This window comes from Brachybacterium sp. 107 (assembly GCF_052379725.1).
In the GTDB taxonomy this organism is placed as follows: domain Bacteria; phylum Actinomycetota; class Actinomycetes; order Actinomycetales; family Dermabacteraceae; genus Brachybacterium.
Genome location: NZ_JBQSYW010000005.1, coordinates 16164 through 36341 on the forward strand (window position 1 = coordinate 16164; position 20178 = coordinate 36341).

16 protein-coding genes are annotated in these 20178 nt (G+C 69.9%); 6 read left to right on the top strand and 10 right to left on the bottom strand.

Going from position 1 to position 20178, the window contains the following annotated elements; genetic code table 11:
* Positions 1-30: 30 nt before the first annotated feature.
* On the top strand, positions 31-1605 hold the full coding sequence (locus tag ACT3UL_RS07520; RefSeq protein ID WP_444577559.1) for a DHA2 family efflux MFS transporter permease subunit: 1575 nt from the start codon (positions 31-33) through the stop codon (positions 1603-1605).
* A 29-nt stretch (positions 1606-1634) separates the two neighbouring features.
* On the opposite strand, the gene ACT3UL_RS07525 is transcribed toward ACT3UL_RS07520, so the two are convergent.
* The gene (locus tag ACT3UL_RS07525) at positions 1635-3164 is read right to left on the bottom strand and encodes a polysaccharide pyruvyl transferase family protein (protein WP_444577560.1); all 1530 of its coding nucleotides are present in this window, start codon (positions 3162-3164) and stop codon (positions 1635-1637) included.
* Between the two features lie 213 nt (positions 3165-3377).
* Between ACT3UL_RS07525 and ACT3UL_RS07530 the strand changes: the two genes are divergently transcribed.
* The 5 genes from ACT3UL_RS07530 to ACT3UL_RS07550 all read left to right on the top strand — a co-directional run bounded on the left by ACT3UL_RS07530 (position 3378) and on the right by ACT3UL_RS07550 (position 9720).
* A complete protein-coding gene (locus ACT3UL_RS07530; protein ID WP_444577561.1) occupies positions 3378-3992 on the top strand; it encodes a TetR/AcrR family transcriptional regulator in 615 nt (204 codons plus the stop codon).
* Positions 3992-5719 (top strand): MDR family MFS transporter, encoded by a 1728-nt coding sequence (locus ACT3UL_RS07535; RefSeq protein ID WP_444577563.1) that lies wholly within the window; start codon positions 3992-3994, stop codon positions 5717-5719. Before ACT3UL_RS07530 ends, ACT3UL_RS07535 begins: the two co-directional genes overlap by 1 nt.
* A gap of 96 nt (positions 5720-5815) precedes the next feature.
* Positions 5816-7699, top strand: coding sequence for a DNA helicase RecQ (gene recQ, locus ACT3UL_RS07540; RefSeq protein WP_444577564.1), 1884 nt, complete (start codon positions 5816-5818; stop codon positions 7697-7699).
* Between the two features lie 103 nt (positions 7700-7802).
* Positions 7803-8936: a hypothetical protein gene (locus ACT3UL_RS07545; RefSeq protein ID WP_444577566.1), complete on the top strand. Its 1134-nt coding sequence runs from the start codon at positions 7803-7805 to the stop codon at positions 8934-8936.
* 103 nt (positions 8937-9039) lie between these two features.
* Positions 9040-9720 (top strand): NUDIX domain-containing protein, encoded by a 681-nt coding sequence (locus ACT3UL_RS07550; RefSeq protein ID WP_444577567.1) that lies wholly within the window; start codon positions 9040-9042, stop codon positions 9718-9720.
* Between the two features lie 18 nt (positions 9721-9738).
* Here ACT3UL_RS07550 and ACT3UL_RS07555 read toward each other — a convergent pair whose 3' ends face one another.
* From ACT3UL_RS07555 to ACT3UL_RS07595, 9 genes are all read right to left on the bottom strand, one after another.
* Positions 9739-11046: an RNA polymerase sigma factor gene (locus tag ACT3UL_RS07555; protein WP_444577569.1), complete on the bottom strand. Its 1308-nt coding sequence runs from the start codon at positions 11044-11046 to the stop codon at positions 9739-9741.
* Positions 11043-11414 carry a YciI family protein gene (locus ACT3UL_RS07560; protein WP_444577571.1) on the bottom strand — a complete coding sequence of 124 codons (372 nt, stop codon included), beginning with the start codon at positions 11412-11414 and terminating at the stop codon, positions 11043-11045. Before ACT3UL_RS07560 ends, ACT3UL_RS07555 begins: the two co-directional genes overlap by 4 nt.
* A gap of 144 nt (positions 11415-11558) precedes the next feature.
* Entirely contained in the window at positions 11559-12653 is a 1095-nt protein-coding gene (locus ACT3UL_RS07565; RefSeq protein ID WP_444577572.1) for a metallophosphoesterase family protein, read from the bottom strand.
* Between the two features lie 99 nt (positions 12654-12752).
* A complete protein-coding gene (locus tag ACT3UL_RS07570; RefSeq protein ID WP_444577574.1) occupies positions 12753-14006 on the bottom strand; it encodes a heparan-alpha-glucosaminide N-acetyltransferase domain-containing protein in 1254 nt (417 codons plus the stop codon).
* A 132-nt stretch (positions 14007-14138) separates the two neighbouring features.
* The gene (locus ACT3UL_RS07575) at positions 14139-14528 is read right to left on the bottom strand and encodes a hypothetical protein (protein WP_444577575.1); all 390 of its coding nucleotides are present in this window, start codon (positions 14526-14528) and stop codon (positions 14139-14141) included.
* Between the two features lie 86 nt (positions 14529-14614).
* The gene (locus tag ACT3UL_RS07580; protein WP_444577577.1) at positions 14615-16318 is read right to left on the bottom strand and encodes an ABC transporter ATP-binding protein; all 1704 of its coding nucleotides are present in this window, start codon (positions 16316-16318) and stop codon (positions 14615-14617) included.
* Positions 16315-17349 carry an ABC transporter permease gene (locus ACT3UL_RS07585; RefSeq protein WP_444577579.1) on the bottom strand — a complete coding sequence of 345 codons (1035 nt, stop codon included), beginning with the start codon at positions 17347-17349 and terminating at the stop codon, positions 16315-16317. The genes ACT3UL_RS07580 and ACT3UL_RS07585 overlap by 4 nt, the downstream gene beginning before the upstream one ends.
* Position 17350: 1 nt before the next feature.
* Complete coding sequence (locus ACT3UL_RS07590; protein WP_444577580.1) at positions 17351-18445, bottom strand: ABC transporter permease; 1095 nt, start codon at positions 18443-18445, stop codon at positions 17351-17353.
* Entirely contained in the window at positions 18442-20085 is a 1644-nt protein-coding gene (locus ACT3UL_RS07595) for an ABC transporter substrate-binding protein (RefSeq protein ID WP_444577581.1), read from the bottom strand. Before ACT3UL_RS07595 ends, ACT3UL_RS07590 begins: the two co-directional genes overlap by 4 nt.
* Positions 20086-20178: the final 93 nt, after the last annotated feature.

Below are 20178 nucleotides of genomic sequence, written 5' to 3' on the forward strand. Positions count from 1 at the left end.
CGCCGACACTCCTGCGCCGAAGGTTGCTCCATGCCCCACTCCGACCCGACCGCCGCAGCACGTGCCGCGACCGGCACCGACCGCGACCCACGGCTGGACCGTCCCTGGCCCGCGCTGTGGTCGATCGTGCTGGGCTTCTTCATGATCCTGGTCGACACCACCATCGTCACCGTCGCGATCCCCCGCATGCAGGCGGACCTCGGCACGGATCTGGCCTCCCTGCTGTGGGTGACCAGCGCCTATCTGCTCGCCTACGCGGTGCCGCTGCTGATCACCGGGCGCCTCGGCGATCGCTTCGGGATGAAGACGATGTACATGGCGGGCCTGGCCGTGTTCACCGCCTCGAGCCTGTGGTGCGGCCTCGCCGGCAGCGTCGAGATGCTCATCGTGGCCCGCGTGGTCCAGGGGCTCGGCGCCGGCATGATGACCCCGCAGACGATGTCGATGATCACGCGCATGTTCGCCCCCAAGGACCGCGGGCAGGCGATGGCGCTGTGGGGCGCGACCGCGGGCGTCGCCACCCTGGTCGGTCCGATCGCCGGCGGGCTGCTGGTGGACGGTCCCGGCTGGGAATGGATCTTCTTCGTGAACATCCCCGTGGGCGTCCTCGGGCTGCTGCTGGCCTGGAAGAACGTGCCCCGCTTCTCCCGGCGTGCCCACTCCTTCGACTGGCTGGGCGTGGTGCTCTCCGCCGCGGGTCTGTTCCTGCTGGTGTTCGGCATCCAGGAGGGCAACACCTACGACTGGGGCACGGTCACCGACTCCCTGCAGATCGGCCCGCTCGACACCCACGTGCCGATCAGCGTGCCCGGCCTGATCATCGCGGGCGCGCTCACCATGGTGGCGTTCATCGTGTGGCAGGCGAAGAACCGGCGCGAGCCGCTGGTGCCCCTGTCGCTGTTCCGGGACCGCAACTTCTCCGTCGCGAACATCGCGATCGCCATGATGGGCGCGACCGTGCTGACGCTGTCCTTCCCCATCACGCTCTACTTCCAGCGGGTCATGGGCATGTCCCCGACGCAGGCCGCGCTGATGACCGTGCCGATGGCACTGGTCTCCCTCGCCTTCGCCCCGTTCGTCGGGAAGTGGATGGTCACCCGCAACCCGCGCTGGATGGCGCTGGGCGGCTTCGTCTCCCTCGCCGCCGGTCTGTTCTGGCTGTCCCGGATCATGACGCCCGACGCCTCGATCGTGCTGCTCCTGCTGCCGTTCGTGCTCGTGGGCCTCGGCAACGCCTTCATCTGGGGGCCGCTGTCGCTGACGGCGACCCGCAACCTGCCACCCTCGCTCGCGGGCGCCGGCTCCGGGGTCTACAACGAGACCCGCCAGATCGGCTCCGTGCTGGGCTCCGCCGCGATCGCGACGCTCATGAACAACCGCATCGCCGAGCGGATCGCCGAGACCATGGGCGACGCCGGGGCTCAGGCACCCGCCGCCGGCGAGGGGTCGATGTCGGCGGATCTCCCCGAGATCCTCCACGCCCCCTTCGCCTCCGCCATGGCCGATGCCATGCTGCTGCCCGTGCTGCTGTCCCTGGTCGGCGTGCTCGCCGCCTTCCTCATCGGCAGGCCCGTGGACACCGGGGCGTGGGAGAAGGACGCCTGAGGCACGCCTCGCGCAGTCGACCCCGCCGCTCAGCGGTCCTTCCGCGTCCGGGAGACGGCGTCCTTCAGCCGCGTCGGGATGCGCATCGCGCGCTGTGAACGATCCGTCGCCTCGTCGGTCAGCCGCGAGAGCGTCACGAGGCGCTTGTCCAGTCTGGCCACGCGCGCCTCGGCCTTGAGCGCACGCTGCTCCGCGCCGTCCGCGCGCCGTCGGGCATCGTCGAGGGACTGCTCGACCTCGTCCAGGCGTCGGCCGAGCTGGGCGAGCTGGTCCTGGGTCGCCTTCTGCCGCTTGGCGGCCTCCCGCCGGATCGCCGCCTGCGTCTGCTTCCGGCGCGTGTCCCTGTCCTGCAGCACGGCGTGCCGCTGCGTCACCTCCGGAGGCTCCCCGGTCCATGTCGGCCGCACCACGGGCTGGAACGACGTGCTCTCGATCTTCCGCTCGTAGCCCGCGAGGGCGGTCTCCTGACCCGGGTCGTAGATGTGCTCGAAGCCGTTGTCGTGGATGAAGTCGCTGAGGACGCCGAACCGTTCGGCGTGGCCCCGGTTGAACTCGGTGAAATCCGCGTGGGAGTACAGCTCCTCCACCGAGCGGGGCTCGTGCTCTGCGTCGCGGATCACGTACGGGATGCCGTGGTGCTGCGCGAGCTCGAGAGTGCGCGAGTCATGGGCCAGCATCACGCTGGGGGTGCCACCGAGCACCGCGGCGATGTTGCCGTGGGCCCGCGCCCCGAAGGAGAACGCCATCTGCGACATGCGCTCGATCCACGGATAGGCATCGACGAACATCTCCGCCCGCGCCGAGGTGAACTGCGGGTGGCTCCGAGCCAGCGGCAGGCGCGGATCGGAGCCGGCGAAGGGATCTGTGGCCCAGAGCATGAGCCCGAGGGAGCCGTGCTCCTGCGCCATGTACGTGGCCCGATAGTGACGCTCCGCATCCTCGATGAGGTCCCCTCCGAAGGGGTCCTTGGTCTCGAGGTTGTACGCGATCTGCGCCCCGCGCTCGAGGTCCTCGGGCACGTCGACCTGATGCCCGGGCCCGTGCAGCGCGAGCGATGGGCAACCGACGACGACCACGTCGTGGAATCCCAGCGAGCGCAGGTAGTCCGCCGTCCTCTCTCCCCGCACGGACAGGGCGCTGGACCCGTTCAGCACCGCTCGCGCGAAGCGCTTCACCGTCGGCTCCATGGCCTTGAGCGCCGCGGGGTCGCCGTCCATCGGGAGCTGCGCGCCACCCGAGAGCATCAGGAAGGGGATCGTCAGGCGCTCGAGGAACTCTGCGGTCCGCAGCAGCTGACCCTCGAACTCCGGGCGGAAGGCGTTGGCCAGCGGCAGGATGAATCCGTCGTACTCATCGTTGACCGCATCGGCCATCTTCGCGGTGATGCGGTAGTAGTTGGCGTCGACCTCCGTGTCCCGGGTGGAGAAGAGCTTGTGCGCAGCGGCTCCGTAGACGAGGTTCCCGCTGTTGGTCCCGAGCAGGTTCCGGTCCAAGGTGTGGAAGGCGTCGACGACGTCGAACGGCGTCTTGCCGAGACGCATCAGGTATCGGGTGGTCATGGAATCGCTCTCTCTGGACACGGCAGGCGCACGGCCGCTGCGGGACCGACATCGCTCCTCCCCGCCGAGGCTACTGGGCCGGGCGGGGCGACGAGCGGAGTTCGGGAAGAACGACTCCGACGCCTGCCCCGACGCTCCGGCCCGCCCCACCTGTGAGGCACGAGGCGCGGGAACCCTCTTGAAGTGAAGTTGCATGAGTGCAAAACTGCACTGGTGCAAACAGTTGAGTCCGGTCTTCGCCAGCGGCAGCGTCTCGAGACGCTCCGCGGTCTCCACCTGGCCGCTTCCGAACTGGCTGAGGCGGCCGGCCTCGCCGCGGCGACGGTCGATGCGATCGCCGATCGTGCCGGAGTCTCCCGCCGGACGTTCTTCAACTACTTCGCCAGCAAGGAGGACGCGATCCTCGGGCTGGTCCCGCCGCGCGTCCCCGACGAGGTCCTCGAGTCCTCCTTCGAGGACAGCACGGACACCGATGACCTGCGCCGTGCCGTGCACCTGCTCGTCGCCACGGCCCGCGCCTCGCGCATGACCGAGGGCGGCTACGCCCGGCGCCGGGAGCTCGTGGACCGCTTCCCCGAGTTCAACCACCGTCTCAAGCGTCAGGCGCAGGAGATCCAGGAACTCGTCCTCGATCAGCTCACCGAGCAGGACTCCCTGCTGAGCGGGCACGTCGAGGGCCCCCTCGACAGAGCCCGCGCACTGGTCCTGATGGCCGCATCCATCATGCGTTTCGCCTACGAGAGCGATCCGCGAATCCTCGAGGAGGAGAACCTCTCCGCCTTCGACCACTCGATCTCCGTCTTCCGCTCACTCCTGAAAGAAGCCTGATGTCCACTCGCGCTGACACCCACGCGCGGCCGCACTCCCCCACCGAGGAGTCGACCCCCTCGACCAAGACGATCGTCCTGCTCTTCGTCGGCCTCATGGTGACCATGCTGATGGCCTCCCTCTCGCAGACGATCCTCTCCACCGCCCTGCCCACGATCGTGGGCCAGCTCGGCGGCGTCGAGCAGATGACCTGGGTCATCACCGGATACATCCTCGCGTCGACCGTGATGATGCCCGTCTACGGGCGCGTCAGCGACCTGTTCGGCCGCAAGCCCGTGCTGATCGCTGCGGTGCTGCTGTTCATGATCGGCTCCGTCGTCGGCGGGCTGGGCAACAGCATGGCGCTGCTGATCATCGCCCGCATCATCCAGGGCCTCGGCGGCGGCGGGCTGATGATCCTCTCGCAGTCCGCGATCGCGGAAGTGGTCCCGGCGCGGGAGCGCGGCAAGTACATGGGCGTCATGGGCGCGGTGTTCGCCGTCTCCTCCGTCGCCGGTCCCCTGGTGGGCGGCTGGCTCACCGAGGGCCCGGGCTGGCGCTGGGCGTTCTGGCTGAACCTCCCCCTCGGCGTGCTCGCGATCGTCGCGATCGTCCTGTTCCTGCACCTGCCCGCGCCGATCCGTACTCAGCGACCGAAGATCGACTACCTCGGCATGATGCTCATCGCCGCCGCGACCGTCGCCGTCGTGCTCGTGTGCACCTGGGGCGGAAGCCAGTACGCGTGGCTCTCCCCGCAGATCATCGGGCTCCTCGCCGCCGCACTCGTGCTCGGAACCCTCTTCGTCCGGGTCGAGGCCACGGCCTCGCAGCCCGTCATCCCGCTGGACCTCTTCAAGAACCGCAGCTTCGTGCTAGCCACCCTGGCGGGCCTGCTCACCGGCGTCGCGATGTTCGGTGTGCTCAGCTACATGCCCACCTACATCCAGATGGTCGCCGGGGTGGACGCCACCGTGGCGGGCCTGCTCATGATCCCGATGATGGGCGGCCTGCTGATCTCGTCGATCGTCTCCGGCCAGCTGGTCACCCGCACCGGCCGCTACAAGATCTTCCCCCTCATCGGCTCGGCGATCATGGCCGTCGCGCTCTATCTGATCTCCACCATGACCCTCGAGACCAGCAATGTCGTGATGTGCACGTACATCGGCATCTTCGGCATCGGCCTGGGGCTCGGCCAGCAGATCCTGATGCTGATCGTGCAGGATGCGTTCCCGGTGCGGATCCTCGGCACCGCCACCGCCTCCTTCAACTACTTCAAGCAGGTCGGCGCCACGATCGGCTCGGCGATCGTGGGCGCGGTGTTCGCCTCCCGCCTGGCGACCCTGCTCACCGAGAACCTCTCCGCGGTCGACCAGCCGTCCGGTGCCCCCGGCGGGGCGCTCGACGTGAACGGGCTGACCCCGTCCGCCGTCGCCGATATGCCCGATGCGTTCCGCATCCCGATCATCACCTCGTACAACGAGGCGCTGCTGCCGATCGTGCAGTGGCTGATCCCGGTCGCCCTGGCTGTCGTCGTGGTCATGCTGTTCGTGAAGGAGAAGGCCCTGTCGACCAGCATCGACCGCTCCGTGGACGAGTCCTCGGTGGTGGGCACCGGCGACGGGGCCGCCATCGCGGCCTCGGCGCTCACCGAAGCCACCGTCGAAGATGCCGAGCACCCGCACGGGGACGACGAGCACGAGACCGGGAACGTCTCCGGCGACCGGGTCCCGGTGTCCTCCGACAGCTGACCACCGGTCGCCGGCCGCCGGCCGCTCACACGCCCGCCGTCCACACCGATCCCGCCCGGTCCCCACCCGTCCCTGCCGACGAATACAGTGGCCACCATGGATTCTCCGCGCACCGCCGACCCGATCTCCGCCCTCCGCGAGGGCGATGCCGAGCAGACGGATGCCGCACTCCAGGTCCTCTCGACCGTCTTCGGGTACGACTCGTTCCGCGGCGAGCAGGCCGAGATCATCGAGCAGGTCGCCGGCGGCGGGGACGCCGTGGTGCTGATGCCCACCGGCGGCGGCAAGTCGCTGTGCTATCAGATCCCCGCGCTGCTGCGCAGCGGCACGGGCGTGGTCGTCTCCCCGCTGATCGCGCTCATGTCCGATCAGGTCGCCGCGCTCGAGGCCGTCGGAATTCGTGCGGCCTACCTCAACTCCACGCTCGAGCGGCACGAGGCCCAGGCCGTTGAGCAGCAGCTGCTGGCCGGCGAGCTCGATCTGCTCTACATGGCGCCGGAGCGTCTTGTACTCCCGCGCACCATCGACCTGCTGCAGCGAGCCCGGCTCTCCCTCGTCGCGATCGACGAGGCGCACTGCGTCTCCCAGTGGGGCCACGACTTCCGCCCCGACTACATGGGGCTGTCGGTGCTGGCCGACGCCTTCCCGGGCGTCCCGCGGATCGCGCTGACCGCGACCGCCACCGAGGCCACCCACCGTGAGCTCACCGAGCGTCTGCGGATGGAGGACGCGAAGCACTTCGTCTCCAGCTTCGACCGCCCCAACATCCAGTACCGGATCGAGCCCAAGGCCTCCCCGCGCGAGCAGCTGCTGAAGCTGATCACCGCGGAGCACGAGGGCGAGTCCGGCATCGTGTACTGCCTCTCGCGCAAGAGCGTCGAGACGACGGCGGCCTGGCTCTCCGAGCGCGGGATCCCGGCCCTCCCGTACCACGCGGGGCTCGACGCCCGTGTGCGCCAGGACCACCAGGAGCGGTTCCTGCGCGCCGAGGGCCTGATCATCGTGGCGACCATCGCCTTCGGCATGGGCATCGACAAGCCCGATGTGCGCTTCGTGGCGCACCTGGACCTGCCCAAGTCGATCGAGGGCTACTACCAGGAGACCGGCCGTGCGGGGCGCGACGGTCAGCCATCCACCGCGTGGATGGCCTACGGCCTGGGGGACATGGTCAGCCAGCGCAAGTTCATCGACTCCGGCGAGGGCGACGAGACCTTCAAGCGCAACGCCCGATCGCATCTGGACGCGATGCTCGCCCTGTGCGAGACGGTCTCCTGCCGGCGCGTGCAGCTGCTGCGCTACTTCGGGCAGGACTCCGAGGCGTGCGGCAACTGCGACATCTGCCTGAGCCCGCCGCAGACCTGGGACGCGACCGTGCCCGCGCAGAAGCTGCTCTCGGCCCTGATCCGGCTGGATCGCGAACGCGGCCAGAAGTTCGGTTCCGGTCAGATCATCGAGGTGCTGCTGGGGCGGGAGAACGACCGTTCCCGCCAGTCCCGGCACGAGGAGCTGAGCGTCTGGGGCATCGGGGCGGAGCTGAGCGAGAAGGAATGGCGCTCGGTGATGCGTCAGCTGATGGCACGCGGCATCGTCGATGCCGAGGGCGACTACGGAGTGCTCGTCCCCGGGTCCCATGCCGGTCCGGTGCTGCGCAGCGAGGTCACCGTCGAGCTCGCCGTGGACCGCAGCCCGGCGAAGGCCACGCGCTCGCGATCGTCGCGCAGCGGTGGCGGGGGCGGATCCCGCGCCGCCGAGGGGCTGGAGATCGCCGAGCGCGAGCGCTTCGAGGCCCTGCGCACCTGGCGCACCTCGGTGGCGAAGGAGAAGCAGATCCCTCCGTACATGGTGTTCTCCGATGCCACGCTGGTCGCGATCGTCCAGTCCCGGCCGGAGTCGACCGGTGCCCTCGCCGGCATCAGCGGGGTGGGGGCGAAGAAGCTCGCGGAGTACGGCGATGCCGTGCTGGAGGCCCTCGGCGTGTAGATCGTCCGACACACGGCGGTCTCGATCCGGCATCGTTACCGGTACCAGAACCCGATGCGGATATCCTGAGCACTTCCGTCAGCGAAGTTCCAGGAGCTCCCCCGTGTCCCAGCCCCCCGCCTCCCCCATGCCCCAGTACGGCGGCCCGATGTCCACCCCGCCGTCGTCCCCGATGCCGCCCCCTCCGCCGCCGAAGAAGAAGCGCACCGGCCTGATCATCGGCATCATCGCGGGCGCGCTCTTCCTGATCGTCGCGGTGATCGTGGTGATCGCCCTGATCATCTTCTTCGCCGTGCGCAACGGTGGCGGCGGCGACACCACGGGCGGCGGCGGCGGGGACAAGGCCGCGACGCCGGAGGAACAGGCCACGACCCTGGTCACCGACTACATGGATGCCCTGGTCGCCGGGGACTCCGCCGCAGCTTTCGAGCTCGCGGCCGATCCGAGCGGGAGCGACGAGGTGCTGCCCGCGGCGGCCTATGACGCGGCACTCGCGGCCGCACCGATCGCCGACGTCGTCGTGGAGGCCCCCGCGATGGAGCCCGAGGGCATCGACGGCACCGTGCCGGTGTCGTTCACGGTGGGCGGCGAGGCGACCACCTACGACTTCACCGTGAGCGACTACGACTCCGACGAGGTCTTCGAGCTGGATTCCCCCATGTGGTCCACCTACACACCGGATTCCCTGGCCGGGCTCGGTGCCACGATCAACGGCGAGGAGCTGCCCACGGATGTCAGCCTCGCGATGCTGCCGGGGTCCTATGAGATCGCCTTCGGGGTGGAGGGCTTCGCCCCCTCGGTCACGGATCCGATGGTGTACACCGACTACGACACCGACGTCGAGTGGCCCGAGGCGACGCTGACCGACGACGGCCTGGCCACCTTCCGCGCCGCGGTGCAGAAGTCGGTCGATGCCTGCATCGCGCAGGACACCCTGAAGGCCGGCTGCGGCATCGGCGAGCTGCCGGCCACGACCGATGACGGCTACACGCTCACCGACGGCACGGTGAAGCGGTCCCTCCCCGAGGACAGCCAGCGCACCATCGACAAGATGACGGCGACGCCCAGCTACGACGAACCCACCTTCGTCGAGGGCGAGTACATCGGCAGCATCGACACGACGATGGACTGCGAGAAGGACGGCAAGAAGGGCACCTGCGAGATGTGGATGGGCGGCGGTCTCGGCACCCCCTCCGTGGACATGGCAGATCCCGAGCATCCCGTCACCTGGAGCTGATCCGGAGCGGGACGGAACGACCTCGGAGCGGACCAGCACCTCGTGCTGGTCCGCTCCGCTGTTCCCCGCTCCGTCCGTCGTACCCCTGCGGCACACTGAGCGCATGACCCTCGAACCCTCCGACGACGCCGTTCCCGCGGAATTCCGCGAGCATCGCTGGCAGCGCGGCACCTGCCCACGCTGCGGCGGCGGCCAGGTGCTCCACCGCGTCATCGGCATGCCCGTGCCCGGGGCCATGGAGTCGTCCCCGTCCTGGGTGGTCTGGGCGGGCTGCACGGGCCTCGGCCCGGATCGTGAGTGCGGTGGCTGCGGGCACTCCTGGTGGGCTCACGACGTGGGCTTCGCCGACGACGAGGAGGAGCCCGAGGACCCGGCACCCCTGCGGGTGTTCGGCGCGGTGATCGTGCGCGACGACCGGTTCCTCGCCGCCCGGCGCCGCCCCGGGAAGAGCGCCGGCGGTCGCTGGGAGTTCCCCGGCGGCAAGATCGAACCGGGCGAGTCCCCGCAGCAGGCCCTGATCCGCGAGCTCCGCGAAGAGCTCGGCGTCGAGGTCACGGTGGGATGGCTGCTCGGCCGCGGGGAGGCCGACGCCGGTGACCGCGACCTCCATCTCGACTGCTATTGGACCCGCCTGGACCACGACGGCCCGCTCGCCAGCACCGACCACGATCGGCTCGAGTGGGTCACCCGTGATCAGCTGGCGACCAGGGACTGGGCCGACGCCGATGTCCCCGTCGTCGCCCGGATCCTCGAGGGTGCCGAGCCGCGGTTCGATCGCCGCTGACCGTGAGGCCGCTCCTGCTCAGCTCGTCCGGAGCAGCTCGCGCAGCAGGTCCGACTCCCCCTCGCCGCCCGGGCGCTCCAGCGCCGCGCGGAAGGCCGGGACGGCCCTGTCGTGCTCGCCCAGGCGGCTGAGCAGCTCACCGCGGATGACATGGAACGGACGGTGCGCATCGAGCTCCTCCGCGAGCGGCTCGAGGTCTGCGAGGGCCGCGGCCGCACCGTCGGCCTCCGAGATCGCGACCACCCGCGCGAGCTGCACGATCGCTGTGGGCCAGTGGACCAGCAGGGCGTCGTAGAGCTCGACCACCTCGCGCCAGTCGATGTCCTCGTGCCGCTCGGGCACGGCGACGCACGCCGCGATCGCACCCTGGAGCAGATAGGGGCCGCGCCCGCCCTGGGCGAGCGCGCCGACCACGAGACGGTCCGCACGATCGATCAGCTCGCGATCCCACTGCGCACGATCCTGCTCCGCCAGGGCGATCGGACGGCCGCGTGCGCCGGTGCGGGTGGAGGCGCGTGCCCGCAGCAGCAGGGCCTGGGCGAGCAGGCCGCGCGGTTCCGTGCGTCCCGGCAGCAGGTCCACCAGCACCTCGAGCGTGTGCACCACGGTGTCGAGCACAGCGGCCCGCGACCCGGAGCCCTCCGGGGCCGGGCCCGGGGCCGCTCCGCCCGAGCCGGCTCCCGTGGCCAGCAGCACCGAGAGCACGTCCAGCACGTCGACCAGCCGGGAGTCGAGCTCCTCGGCGGGCGGCACGCGGCACGGGATGCGACTGAGGCGGATGCGCTTCTTCGCCCGGGTCAGCCGGGCCGCCATCGTCGAGGTCTGCACGAGGAACGCGGCGGCGATCTGCTCGGTGCTGAGCCCACCCACGAGGCGCAGGGTCAGGGCGATCCGCGAGGTGGGGGCCAGCGCGGGGTGGGCGGCGAGGAAGATCAGCCGCAGCCGTTCGTCGAGCACGACGGGAACGGACTCGTCCTCGATCCGTCGGTGGCCCGGGTGCTCGTCCTCGTCCCCGTCCTCGTCCTCGTCCTCAACTCCGTCGCCGGCACCGTCCCACACCAGCAGGGGCAGCTTGCGCTGCAGGGTCTGCGCGCGCCGCATCACGTCGAGCGCACGACGACGGGCCGCTGTGGTCAGCCAGCCTGCTGGGTTCTCGAAGACACCGCTGCGCTCCCAGGTCTCGAGCGCCTGCGCATAGGCCTCCTGCACGCTGTCCTCGGCGAGGTCGAGATCGCGGGTCAGCGCGACCGTCGCCGCGAGCACCGTGCTCCAGTGGGCACGGTGCGCCGTGGCGACGGCCGCCGCTGCGGCCCCGGGGTCCGTCACGCGGGGATGCTCCCGTGCACGCCGGGCTGCTCCTCGGCGCTCATGGGGCGCACCTCGACCCCGCCTCCCTGATGGATGATCGGATTGCGCCGTGCCACCGCGATCGCGGCGTCCAGATCGGGCACCTCGATCACGTAGAAGCCGACGATCACCTCGTTGACCTCCACGAACGGGCCGTCCACGAGGCTGTCGGCACGGATCGAGGTGGTCGCGTCGTGGTCCTCGAGCGGGCTGCCGAAGATCATCACGCCCTCGTCCACCAGCTCCTTGCCGTGCGCGTCGTGCTCGGCCATCTGCGAGGCCAGCACCTCGGGATCGGTCGTGGCCTGATCGGTGGGGTGGTACAGGAACACGGTGTAACGGGCCATCAGGATCATCCTCCTTGCGAGGCGGCGTCTCTCGCCGTCCTCACCCTGTTGTCGAACGGGATCGGCAGAATCGACAGTGCTGCAGATTCGATAGTGCTGAGACATCGACAGTCCTGCGACATCGGCTGCGCCCCGGGCGCCGGCTCAGCGCACCCCATCGGGGAACTCGGCCGGCTCGCCGGGCTGCGCCGCCGCGTCGAGGTCGATGCCGTAGTCCGCGGCGAAGCGCAGCTCGGTCCCGGCGTAGACCTCCTCGGCACTCTCGTCGAGATGGAACACGCGGGCTCCGCGCACGCGATGGTTCTCGGCTCCACCCGCGCCGTAGGCGCCGAACCCCGTGCCGGGACCGTAGCCGAGCTGGATCCCGTAGTAGTTCCCGACATAGGTGTTGATGTGGTCGTGGCCCACGAACAGGCCCTTCACGTCGCCGCGCTGCTGCATCGCGGCGAACATGCCGGAGTTGAACGGGCCGGGGCACTCGTCCTCGTTCCGCTCCCCCTCGAGGGAGTGCTTCGCCACGGCGCGGGCGTGATCCGCCTCGGTGCGCGAGTCGACGCTCGCGAACCACATGAAGCGGTGCTCCCACAGGGCGATGTGCTGGAACACCAGACCGGGGACCACGGCGGAGTTCTTCCGCTCGAGCTCCTCCGAGGTCCGCAGATACCACTGGATCTGGTCGGGGCGCAGCCAGTCCCAGTCCGGGTAGCCCTCGAAGTCCTGGCCGGCGATCTTCTCGGGCGCATAGCGGCCGGAGTCCAGGAGCCACAGGGCGAAGGCATCGGAGCGGCCCTTCCCTGTGGCCTTGTCCTTGCCTCCCTGCCCTCTGCCCCTCGAGGAGCCGACGGTGAGCACCTGGTTCCCGCTGCCGGTGATCCCCTTCGCGCCGGGGGTGTTCACGTTGTGGGGGTACTGCGCGACGAAGTCCAGGTAGCCCTGCTCGTCCAGGCCGGTCGTCGCCGTGGAGTCCTCGTCGTGGTTGCCGAAGGTGATCGCCCACGCGATGCCGCGGTCCTCCATCGGCCGCACGACGTTGTTGATCGCCTGCTTCGCCTCGAGCTCGGTGGTGGGTGAGCCGTCGATGACGTCGCCGTTGATGACCACGAAGTCCGGCGTCACGTCATCGAGCACGGCCTCCTGCAGGGCGATCGTGCGCACGTCGGTGCGGTGGCCGTCCTGGGTGTCGTTGAACTGGACGACGGTGAACGTGCCGTCGTCGCGGAAGCTCAGGTCTCCGCGCACGATCCCCTCCTTCGGGTTCCTGACGTGCGCGCCCTTCGTGGGCGCTGCAGAGGCGGAACCCATCATGCCTGCTGCGACGAGCCCTGTCGCGCACTTCGCTCAGGAGCGCACGAGGCGTCGGCCGATGCGGGCCAGCAGCGCCTCGAGCGGTCCGCGCGCGCCCCGCGCGGCGAGCACCGCACCGAGCCCGACGGCGAGCGCGAGATGCACCGTGAGGATCCCGAGCCCGGCGACGTACCAGGGCATCGAGGTCAGATCCCCGCTCGACACCAGCACCGCGGTGATGAGCGCGACGCTGGTGAGCGCCACGTGGATCACGTACAGCGTCAGCGGGGCCGCTCCGGCGCTGCGCAGGATCCGGGCGGGCCGGCCCACAAGATGCCGACCCGGTGGGAGCAGTCCGATCGCGACGGCGATCAGCACCACCGCGACCCCGCCCGTGGCGAGCATGTCGCCCAGCGTGCCGGTGTGGGGCGCGGCCTGGTACCAGGCACCCGGGGTCGCGGCGCCGAGAGGACCTGCCACCACCGGCAGGACGTACCCGATCACGGCGGCGACGGCGCCGCTCGCGGCGGCGAGGACGGCGGCTCGCCGGGCCCGCCCGCTCTGCCGGGCACGCAGCAGGCACCGCATGAGCACCACCCCGAGCAGCAGGTACGGCACCCAGGTGATCAGCGGGTACTGGCCGGTGAGCGCGATCCCACGCAGCACCGTCAGCGGTTCCCCGAGGCTGAGCAGGGTCACGGTCCCGAACTCGACGGGGCCCGGGACGCTCTGGGCGAGGGGGCGCCCGCCCACCGCGAGCACCGCGATGAGCGGCACGAGGAGACGGGTGGGCACCAGCAGCAGGGGCGCCGTGATCATCATCGCCAGACCGAACGGCACCAGCACCACCATCACCGAGGAGGGCAGCAGCTCCAGCAGCAGACCGATCAGGGTCACGCAGGCGCCGCGCACCATGACGGAGGCGACGGCGCCGCGGCGATCACCGCGCTCCAGCCGGCGTCGCGTGGCGAGCACGAGGCTGCAGCCGCCGATCACGGCGAAGAGCGTCGAGGACGGTCCTTCGGTGAGCACGTGGGCAACCCGGGCGAGCGGCCCCTGGATCCCTCCGACATCGGGCATCAGCGCCAGCGGCGCCAGCAGGTGAGCGGTCATCATCCCGATGATCGCGAGCAGACGCACCAGGTCGAGCGCCTCGATCCGATCCGACGCGGGGCCGGGCTCGTGCGTCGAGTCAGGGCTGGCTCCGAACGAGGGGTCGGCTGTGGTCGCGGGCACGGTCCCGAGCACCGTCGTCGTTCGGTCCCCGGCGACGGGGTCCGGTTCCGGGAGGCAGGAGGTCGATGTCATGCCTCCAGGTTTCCGTGCACGGCCACCGAGCACGTCGGAGCACGGGTCGACCCCGGATCCTCCTCGGGGAGGAGTGCAGGGGGAGGACGTAGTCCCTCCGTCGGACCCACCGTCCCCGCCGTCCCGACCGGCTCAGCCGGTCCGCACCGTGTCCAGCACGATCGACTCGTCACCGACCTCGGTGCAGGTGAAGGTGGTGTCCACGACCGTGAAGCTCTCTCCGGCGGCGCAGACAGGTTCCTCACCGCCCACCTGGAGGGTCGCCGTGCCACCCTCCGTGGCCTCGACCAGCCGTATCCGTTCCGTCGTCCCGTTGTTCTCGGTCCCCTCGCCGGCGTCCAGCGGGCGCGGCAGCTCGTAGAACTTCGTACCGGAGATCTCGATATGGCAGCTCGAGTCCGTCTCGCAGGTCGAGCTCCAGCTGTCACAGGCCGCGAGCGGGATGGTCAGCCCGACGATGGCGAGGCCGAGCAGCACGTGCCTGGGCCTGCGACGACGACTGGTTCGGGGTCCGGTGCTCATGCTCTCTCCTGCTCTCTCCTGCGCGTCCTGTGTGGTGACCGGCCATGTGTCCAGACACCGTAGCGGGAATCGGCGCGCTGCGACGCTCAGCCCGTCGCGCCGGCGCCCCACTCGCGCTGGAACGCCTCGCGTCGTGTCGCCTGCTCCACGGGGTCGGGCACCGGGAGCGAGGCGATCAGTTTGCGGGTGTACTCGTGCTGCGGGCGCTGCAGCACATCGGGCCCGTGGCCGTCCTCGACCAGCTCGCCGCGCAGAAGCACGCCGATCCGATGGGCGAGGGAATCGACCACAGCCAGGTCGTGGCTGATGAACAGCGCTGCGAAGCCCAGGCGGGCCTGCAGCTCCCGGAACAGCTCGAGCACGGTGGCCTGCACGGAGACGTCCAGGGCGCTGGTCGGCTCGTCGGCGATCAGCAGCTCCGGCTCGAGCACGAGCGCTCGGGCCAGGGAGATGCGCTGGCGCTGGCCTCCGGAGAGCTCGTGCGGGTACCGGGTCGCGTACGCCGCCGGCAGCTCGACGGATTCCAGCAGGGTCCGCACCTGCCGGGAACGGTCCTCCGCGGACTGCCGGGGCTCGTGGACGATCAGCGGCTCGGCGATGCATTCCTCGATCGTCAGGTGCGGGTTGAACGAGGTCGCCGGATCCTGGAACACGAAGCCGATGCGCCGGCGCACGGGCTTGAAGTCCTTCTCCCGCACCCCGTTCATCTCGTGCCCGAGCACCTGGAGGCTGCCTCCGGTGGCGCGTTCGAGACCCGCGATGGTGCGGCCGATGGTGGTCTTGCCGGAGCCCGACTCCCCCACCAGCCCGTACACCTCACCGGCGCGGATCTGGAAGTCCACGCCCTTGACGGCGCGGAACGGGGCCCGGCCCAGCCTGCCGGGGTATTCGATGACGAGGTCCTTCGCGACCACCACGGGGGCGGCGTCCTCGATCACCTGCTGCTGCTCGCGGCTCAGCGCCGTCCAGGCGGAGTTCCGTCCCAGGTGCGGGACCGCGGCCAGCAGCTTGCGGGTGTACTCCTCGCGCGGGCTGGCGAACAGCTCCTTCACCCCGGCCCGTTCGATGATGGAGCCGCGATACATGACCGCCACGGAATCGGCGAGGTCGGCGACCACGCCCATGTTGTGCGTGATGATGATGACCGAGGTGCCGAAGCGGTCGCGCACATCGCGCAGGAGCTCCAGGATCTCCGCCTGCACGGTCACGTCGAGCGCGGTGGTGGGCTCGTCGGCGACGATCAGCTCGGCGCCGAGCGCGAGCGCCATGGCGATCATGATGCGCTGCTTCTGGCCGCCGGAGAACTCGTGCGGGTAACGGTCGATGCGCTCGGCCGGATCGGGGATCCCCACCGACTCGAGCGCCGCGATCGCCTCGGCGCGGATCTCCTTGCGGGTGATCTTCGGCCGGTGCGCCTTCAGGCCCTCCCCGAGCTGCCACCAGATGGGGAACACCGGGTTCATGGCGCTCGAGGGCTCCTGGAAGATCATCGAGACGTCCTCGCCCCGCAGCGCCCGCAGGCGCTTCCCGCTCAGCCCCACCACGTCGGTCCCGGAGACGAGGATCGCCCCGGAGTCCTCCGCGGTCTCGGGCAGCAGCCCGAGGATGGAACGGGCGGTCACGGACTTGCCGGAGCCTGACTCGCCGACGATCGCGAGGATCTCCCCCGGCGCGACGCTCACGCTCACGCCGTCGACCGCGTGGACGTCGCCGCCGTCGGTCGCGAAATGGATGTCGAGGTCGGTGATCTCGAGCCGGGGAGTGCTCTGCGTGCCGTTCATGCCGGTCATGCCGTCACCTTCTTCCGCTGCGCGCGCGAGCGCTTCCTGCGGGTGCGCAGTCGCGGGTCGTTGAGATCGTTGATGGATTCGCCCACCAGGGTCACGCCGAGCACGGCGGCCACGATCGCGAGGCCCGGGAAGAGGCCGGTCCACCAGATCCCGCTGGTCGCATCGCTCATGGCCCGGTTGAGGTCGTAGCCCCATTCGGAGGCGCTGGTCGGCTCGATGCCGAAGCCCAGGAAGCCGAGGGCGGCCAGGGTGAGGATCGCCTCGGAGGAGTTGAGGGTGAAGATCAGCGGCAGGGTGCGGGTGGAGTTGCGCAGCAGGTGGGTGCCCATGATGCGGCGGTGCCCGGTGCCGATGACCTTGGCGGCCTCGACGAACGGTTCGGCCTTCAGCCGTACCACCTCCGCACGGATCACCCGGAAGTACTGCGGCACGAACACGACGGTGATGGAGATCGCCGCGGCCATGATGCCGCCCCAGGCGCCGGACTGGCCGCCGGAGATCACGATCGACATGACGATCGCGAGCAGCAGCGAGGGGAAGGCGTAGATCGCGTCGGCCAGCATCACCAGCACACGATCCAGCCAGCCGCCCACGTAGCCGGACAGCAGCCCCAGCGCGACCCCCAGGAACAGGGACGCGATGACGGCGCACACCATCACGGCGACCGCGGTGCGGGTCCCCCAGATCACGCGGGAGAGCACGTCGAAGCCGGTCACCGTGGTGCCCAGCAGGTGCTGGGCCGACGGGGGCTGCTGACCGCCGAACTTCACACCGTCGGCCCCGGTGGCGGCGAAGCCGTAGGGGGCGAGCAACGGGGCGAACAGGGCCGTCAGCAGCAGGCCGACGACGAGCACGATACCGGTGATGAGCATTCCCCGCTGGAGGCCGACGCTGCGACGCAGATGGCTGACCACGGGAAGTCGGAGGTACCAGGGCGAGCGGGCCGTGGCCGCGACGGTCGCCGATTCCACCGCGAGGTCCGCGTCGGTGCCGCCGCCCTCTCCGGGCGGAACAGGGTTCGAGAGCGTCATGTCAGTACCTCACTCGGGGGTCGATGAGGGCGGCGACCACGTCGACCACGAAGTTGGACAGCGCGACGATGACCGCGAGCATCATGACGATGCCCTGCACCGCCACGTAGTCGCGGGCCTTCATGTACTCGGCGAGCATGTAGCCCAGTCCGTTCCACTCGAAGGTGGTCTCGGTGAGCACCGCGCCGCCCAGCATCATCGCGATCTGCATGCCCATCACGGTGACGATCGGGATCAGAGCGGGACGCAGGGCGTGGCGCGTGGTGAGCCGGGACTCGGAGACCCCGCGGGAGCGGGCGGAGTCGATGTACTGCATCTCCAGGGTTCCGATCATGTTCGTGCGCACCAGGCGCAGGAAGATCCCGCCGGTGAGCACGCCGAGCGCGATCGCCGGCAGCACCGCATGTGACGCCACATCGATCAGCGCGTCCACCCGGCCCAGCCGGAGCGCGTCGAGCAGGTAGAACGGGCTCGGGTTCAGGATCGAGCCCATGGTCAGCTCGCCGCGGGTCGAGATCCGCCCGGCCACCGGCAGCCATCCCAGGCCCACGGAGAACACGAGCTTCAGCAGCAGGCCCACGAAGAACACGGGCGTGGCGTAGCCGAGGATCGCGACGACCCGCAGCACGGCATCGGGCCAGCGATCGCGGGTGCGCGCCGCGATCATGCCCAGCGGCACGCCGGCGACGAGCGCCACGACCACGGCGTAGACGACCAGCTCGAAGGTGGCGCCGCCATAGGTCGTGAGGATCTCGGTGACCGGGGTGCGATCCGTGTAGGACATGCCGAAGTCGCCCTGCAGCACGCCGCCGAGGTAATCGAAGTACTGCACGATCAGGGGCCGGTCGTACCCTGCCTCGGCCCGCCGCTGCGCGAGCTGGTCAGGGGTGAGGCGGCCGCCGAGGGCCGCCGTGATCGGGTCGCCGGTGATCCTCATCAGGAAGAACACGACCGTCATCAGGATGAACACGGTCGGGATGATGAGGAGGAAGCGGACCAGGATGTAGCGGCCGAGACCCCCGCCGGACCGCTTGCGCCGAGGCGCAGGCGTGCTGGCGGGGGTGTTCTCGACCTCGGTGTCGAGGCCCGTGGTCACTTGCTGAGCGGGGCGAGGCGGAACTTGAACGAGGAGTCCAGGGTGACGCCCTGGACCTCGGACGTCGACACGGCGATCTGCGCGCCCTGCAGGAGTGGCAGGGTGGAGATCTCGTCGGCGACGATGTCCTGGATCTTCACGAACAGGGCCTCGCGCTCGGCGGGGTCTGCGGTGCCGCGCTGCTGGGCGATCAGCTCGTTGACCTCGTCGTTGCTGTAGTGGTTCACCAGGAAGTTGTCGGTGAGGAAGAACGGCGTGAGGTAGTTGTCTGCGTCCGAGTAGTCGGGGAACCAGCCCAGCTGGTACGCCGGGTAGACGTCGGTGGTGCGGTCGGTGGAGTACTGCACCCACTCGGTGGACTGCAGGTCCACGACGAACAGCTCGCCCTCCTCCAGCTGCGACTTGATCGCGGCGTACTCGTCGCCCGAGGAGTTTCCGTAGTGGTCGGGGTTGTACTGCAGGCTGAGCTTGACCGGGATCTCGACGCCCGCATCCTCGAGGCGCTGCTTGGCCTTGGCGGCGTCGGGGCCGCCCTTGCCGTCGCCGTAGAGGTCCTGGAACTGGGTCCCGTTGCCGGGCAGACCCTCGGGGATGTACGAGTACAGCGGGGTGTAGGTGTCCTTGTAGACGGAGGTCGCGATGGCCTGGCGGTCGATGAGGTCCGCGGCGGCCTGGCGTACGGCCTGCGACTTCTTCGGGTCGGCGTCCTCGGTCTTCGCGCCGTAGGGCATGGTGTCGAAGTTGAACACGATGTAGCGGATCTCGCCGCCGGGGCCGTCGTGCACGGCGACGGCGTCGTCCGTCGAGAGGTCCTCGATGTCGGTGGCGGAGAGCGAGCGCCACACGCAGTCGATGTTGCCCTGCTGGATGTCGAGCTTCATGTTGTTCTGATCGGCGTAGTACGACATCGACACCTTCGCCGTGGCGGGAGCGCCGAACAGCCCCTTGTACCCCTCGAAAGCCTCGAAGGAGACCAGCTCGTTGAGCTTCCAGGTGGCGATCTGGTACGGCCCGCAGAACGCCTTGCCGGAGACGATCTCGTCGTCGGGCAGCACCGCGTCGGCCGGGAACACGTCGGCGTCGACGATCGGGCCGGCCGGGCTGCACAGCACGTACGGGAACGTCTGGTCGCCCGGCTCCTTGAGGTGGAACTCGACGGTCAGGTCGTCGACCGCCTCGACCTTCTCGAGGTTCCCCAGCAGGCTCGACGGGCCGTTGGGGTCGGCGATCTTGAGCTGACGGTCGAAGGTGTGCTTGACGTCCTCGCTGGTGAGTTCGTTGCCGTTGGCGAAGGTGAGACCCTCCTGCAGGGTCACGGTGTAGATGTTGTCGCTCGTGAACTCGGCGGACTCGGCGAGGTCGGGCTCGGGCTTGCCGTCCTCGGAGCCGATCTTCGTGTTCATGAGGTAGCCGTAGACCTGCGTCCACACGGTCGAGGAACCGTTGTCATAGGCAGCGGCCGGGTCGAGCGCGGTGACCTTGTCGGTGGTGCCGACGGTCAGGGCGCCCTCGGCGTCACCACCGCCGCCGCTCCCGCCGCCGTCGTCCGTGGTCTTGGCGCAGGCCGACAGCAGCACGGGGATCCCCGCCAGGGACAGCAGCACTGTGCGTCGCTTGGGGGTGAGAGCGGCATCGAACATGGGTTCCTCCAGAGGGCAGGCCGGTGCACGGGTCACGGCACTGTGACGGATCGACGCGGCTCCATGTGGCGGAGCACACGCATGGTGTGGCCT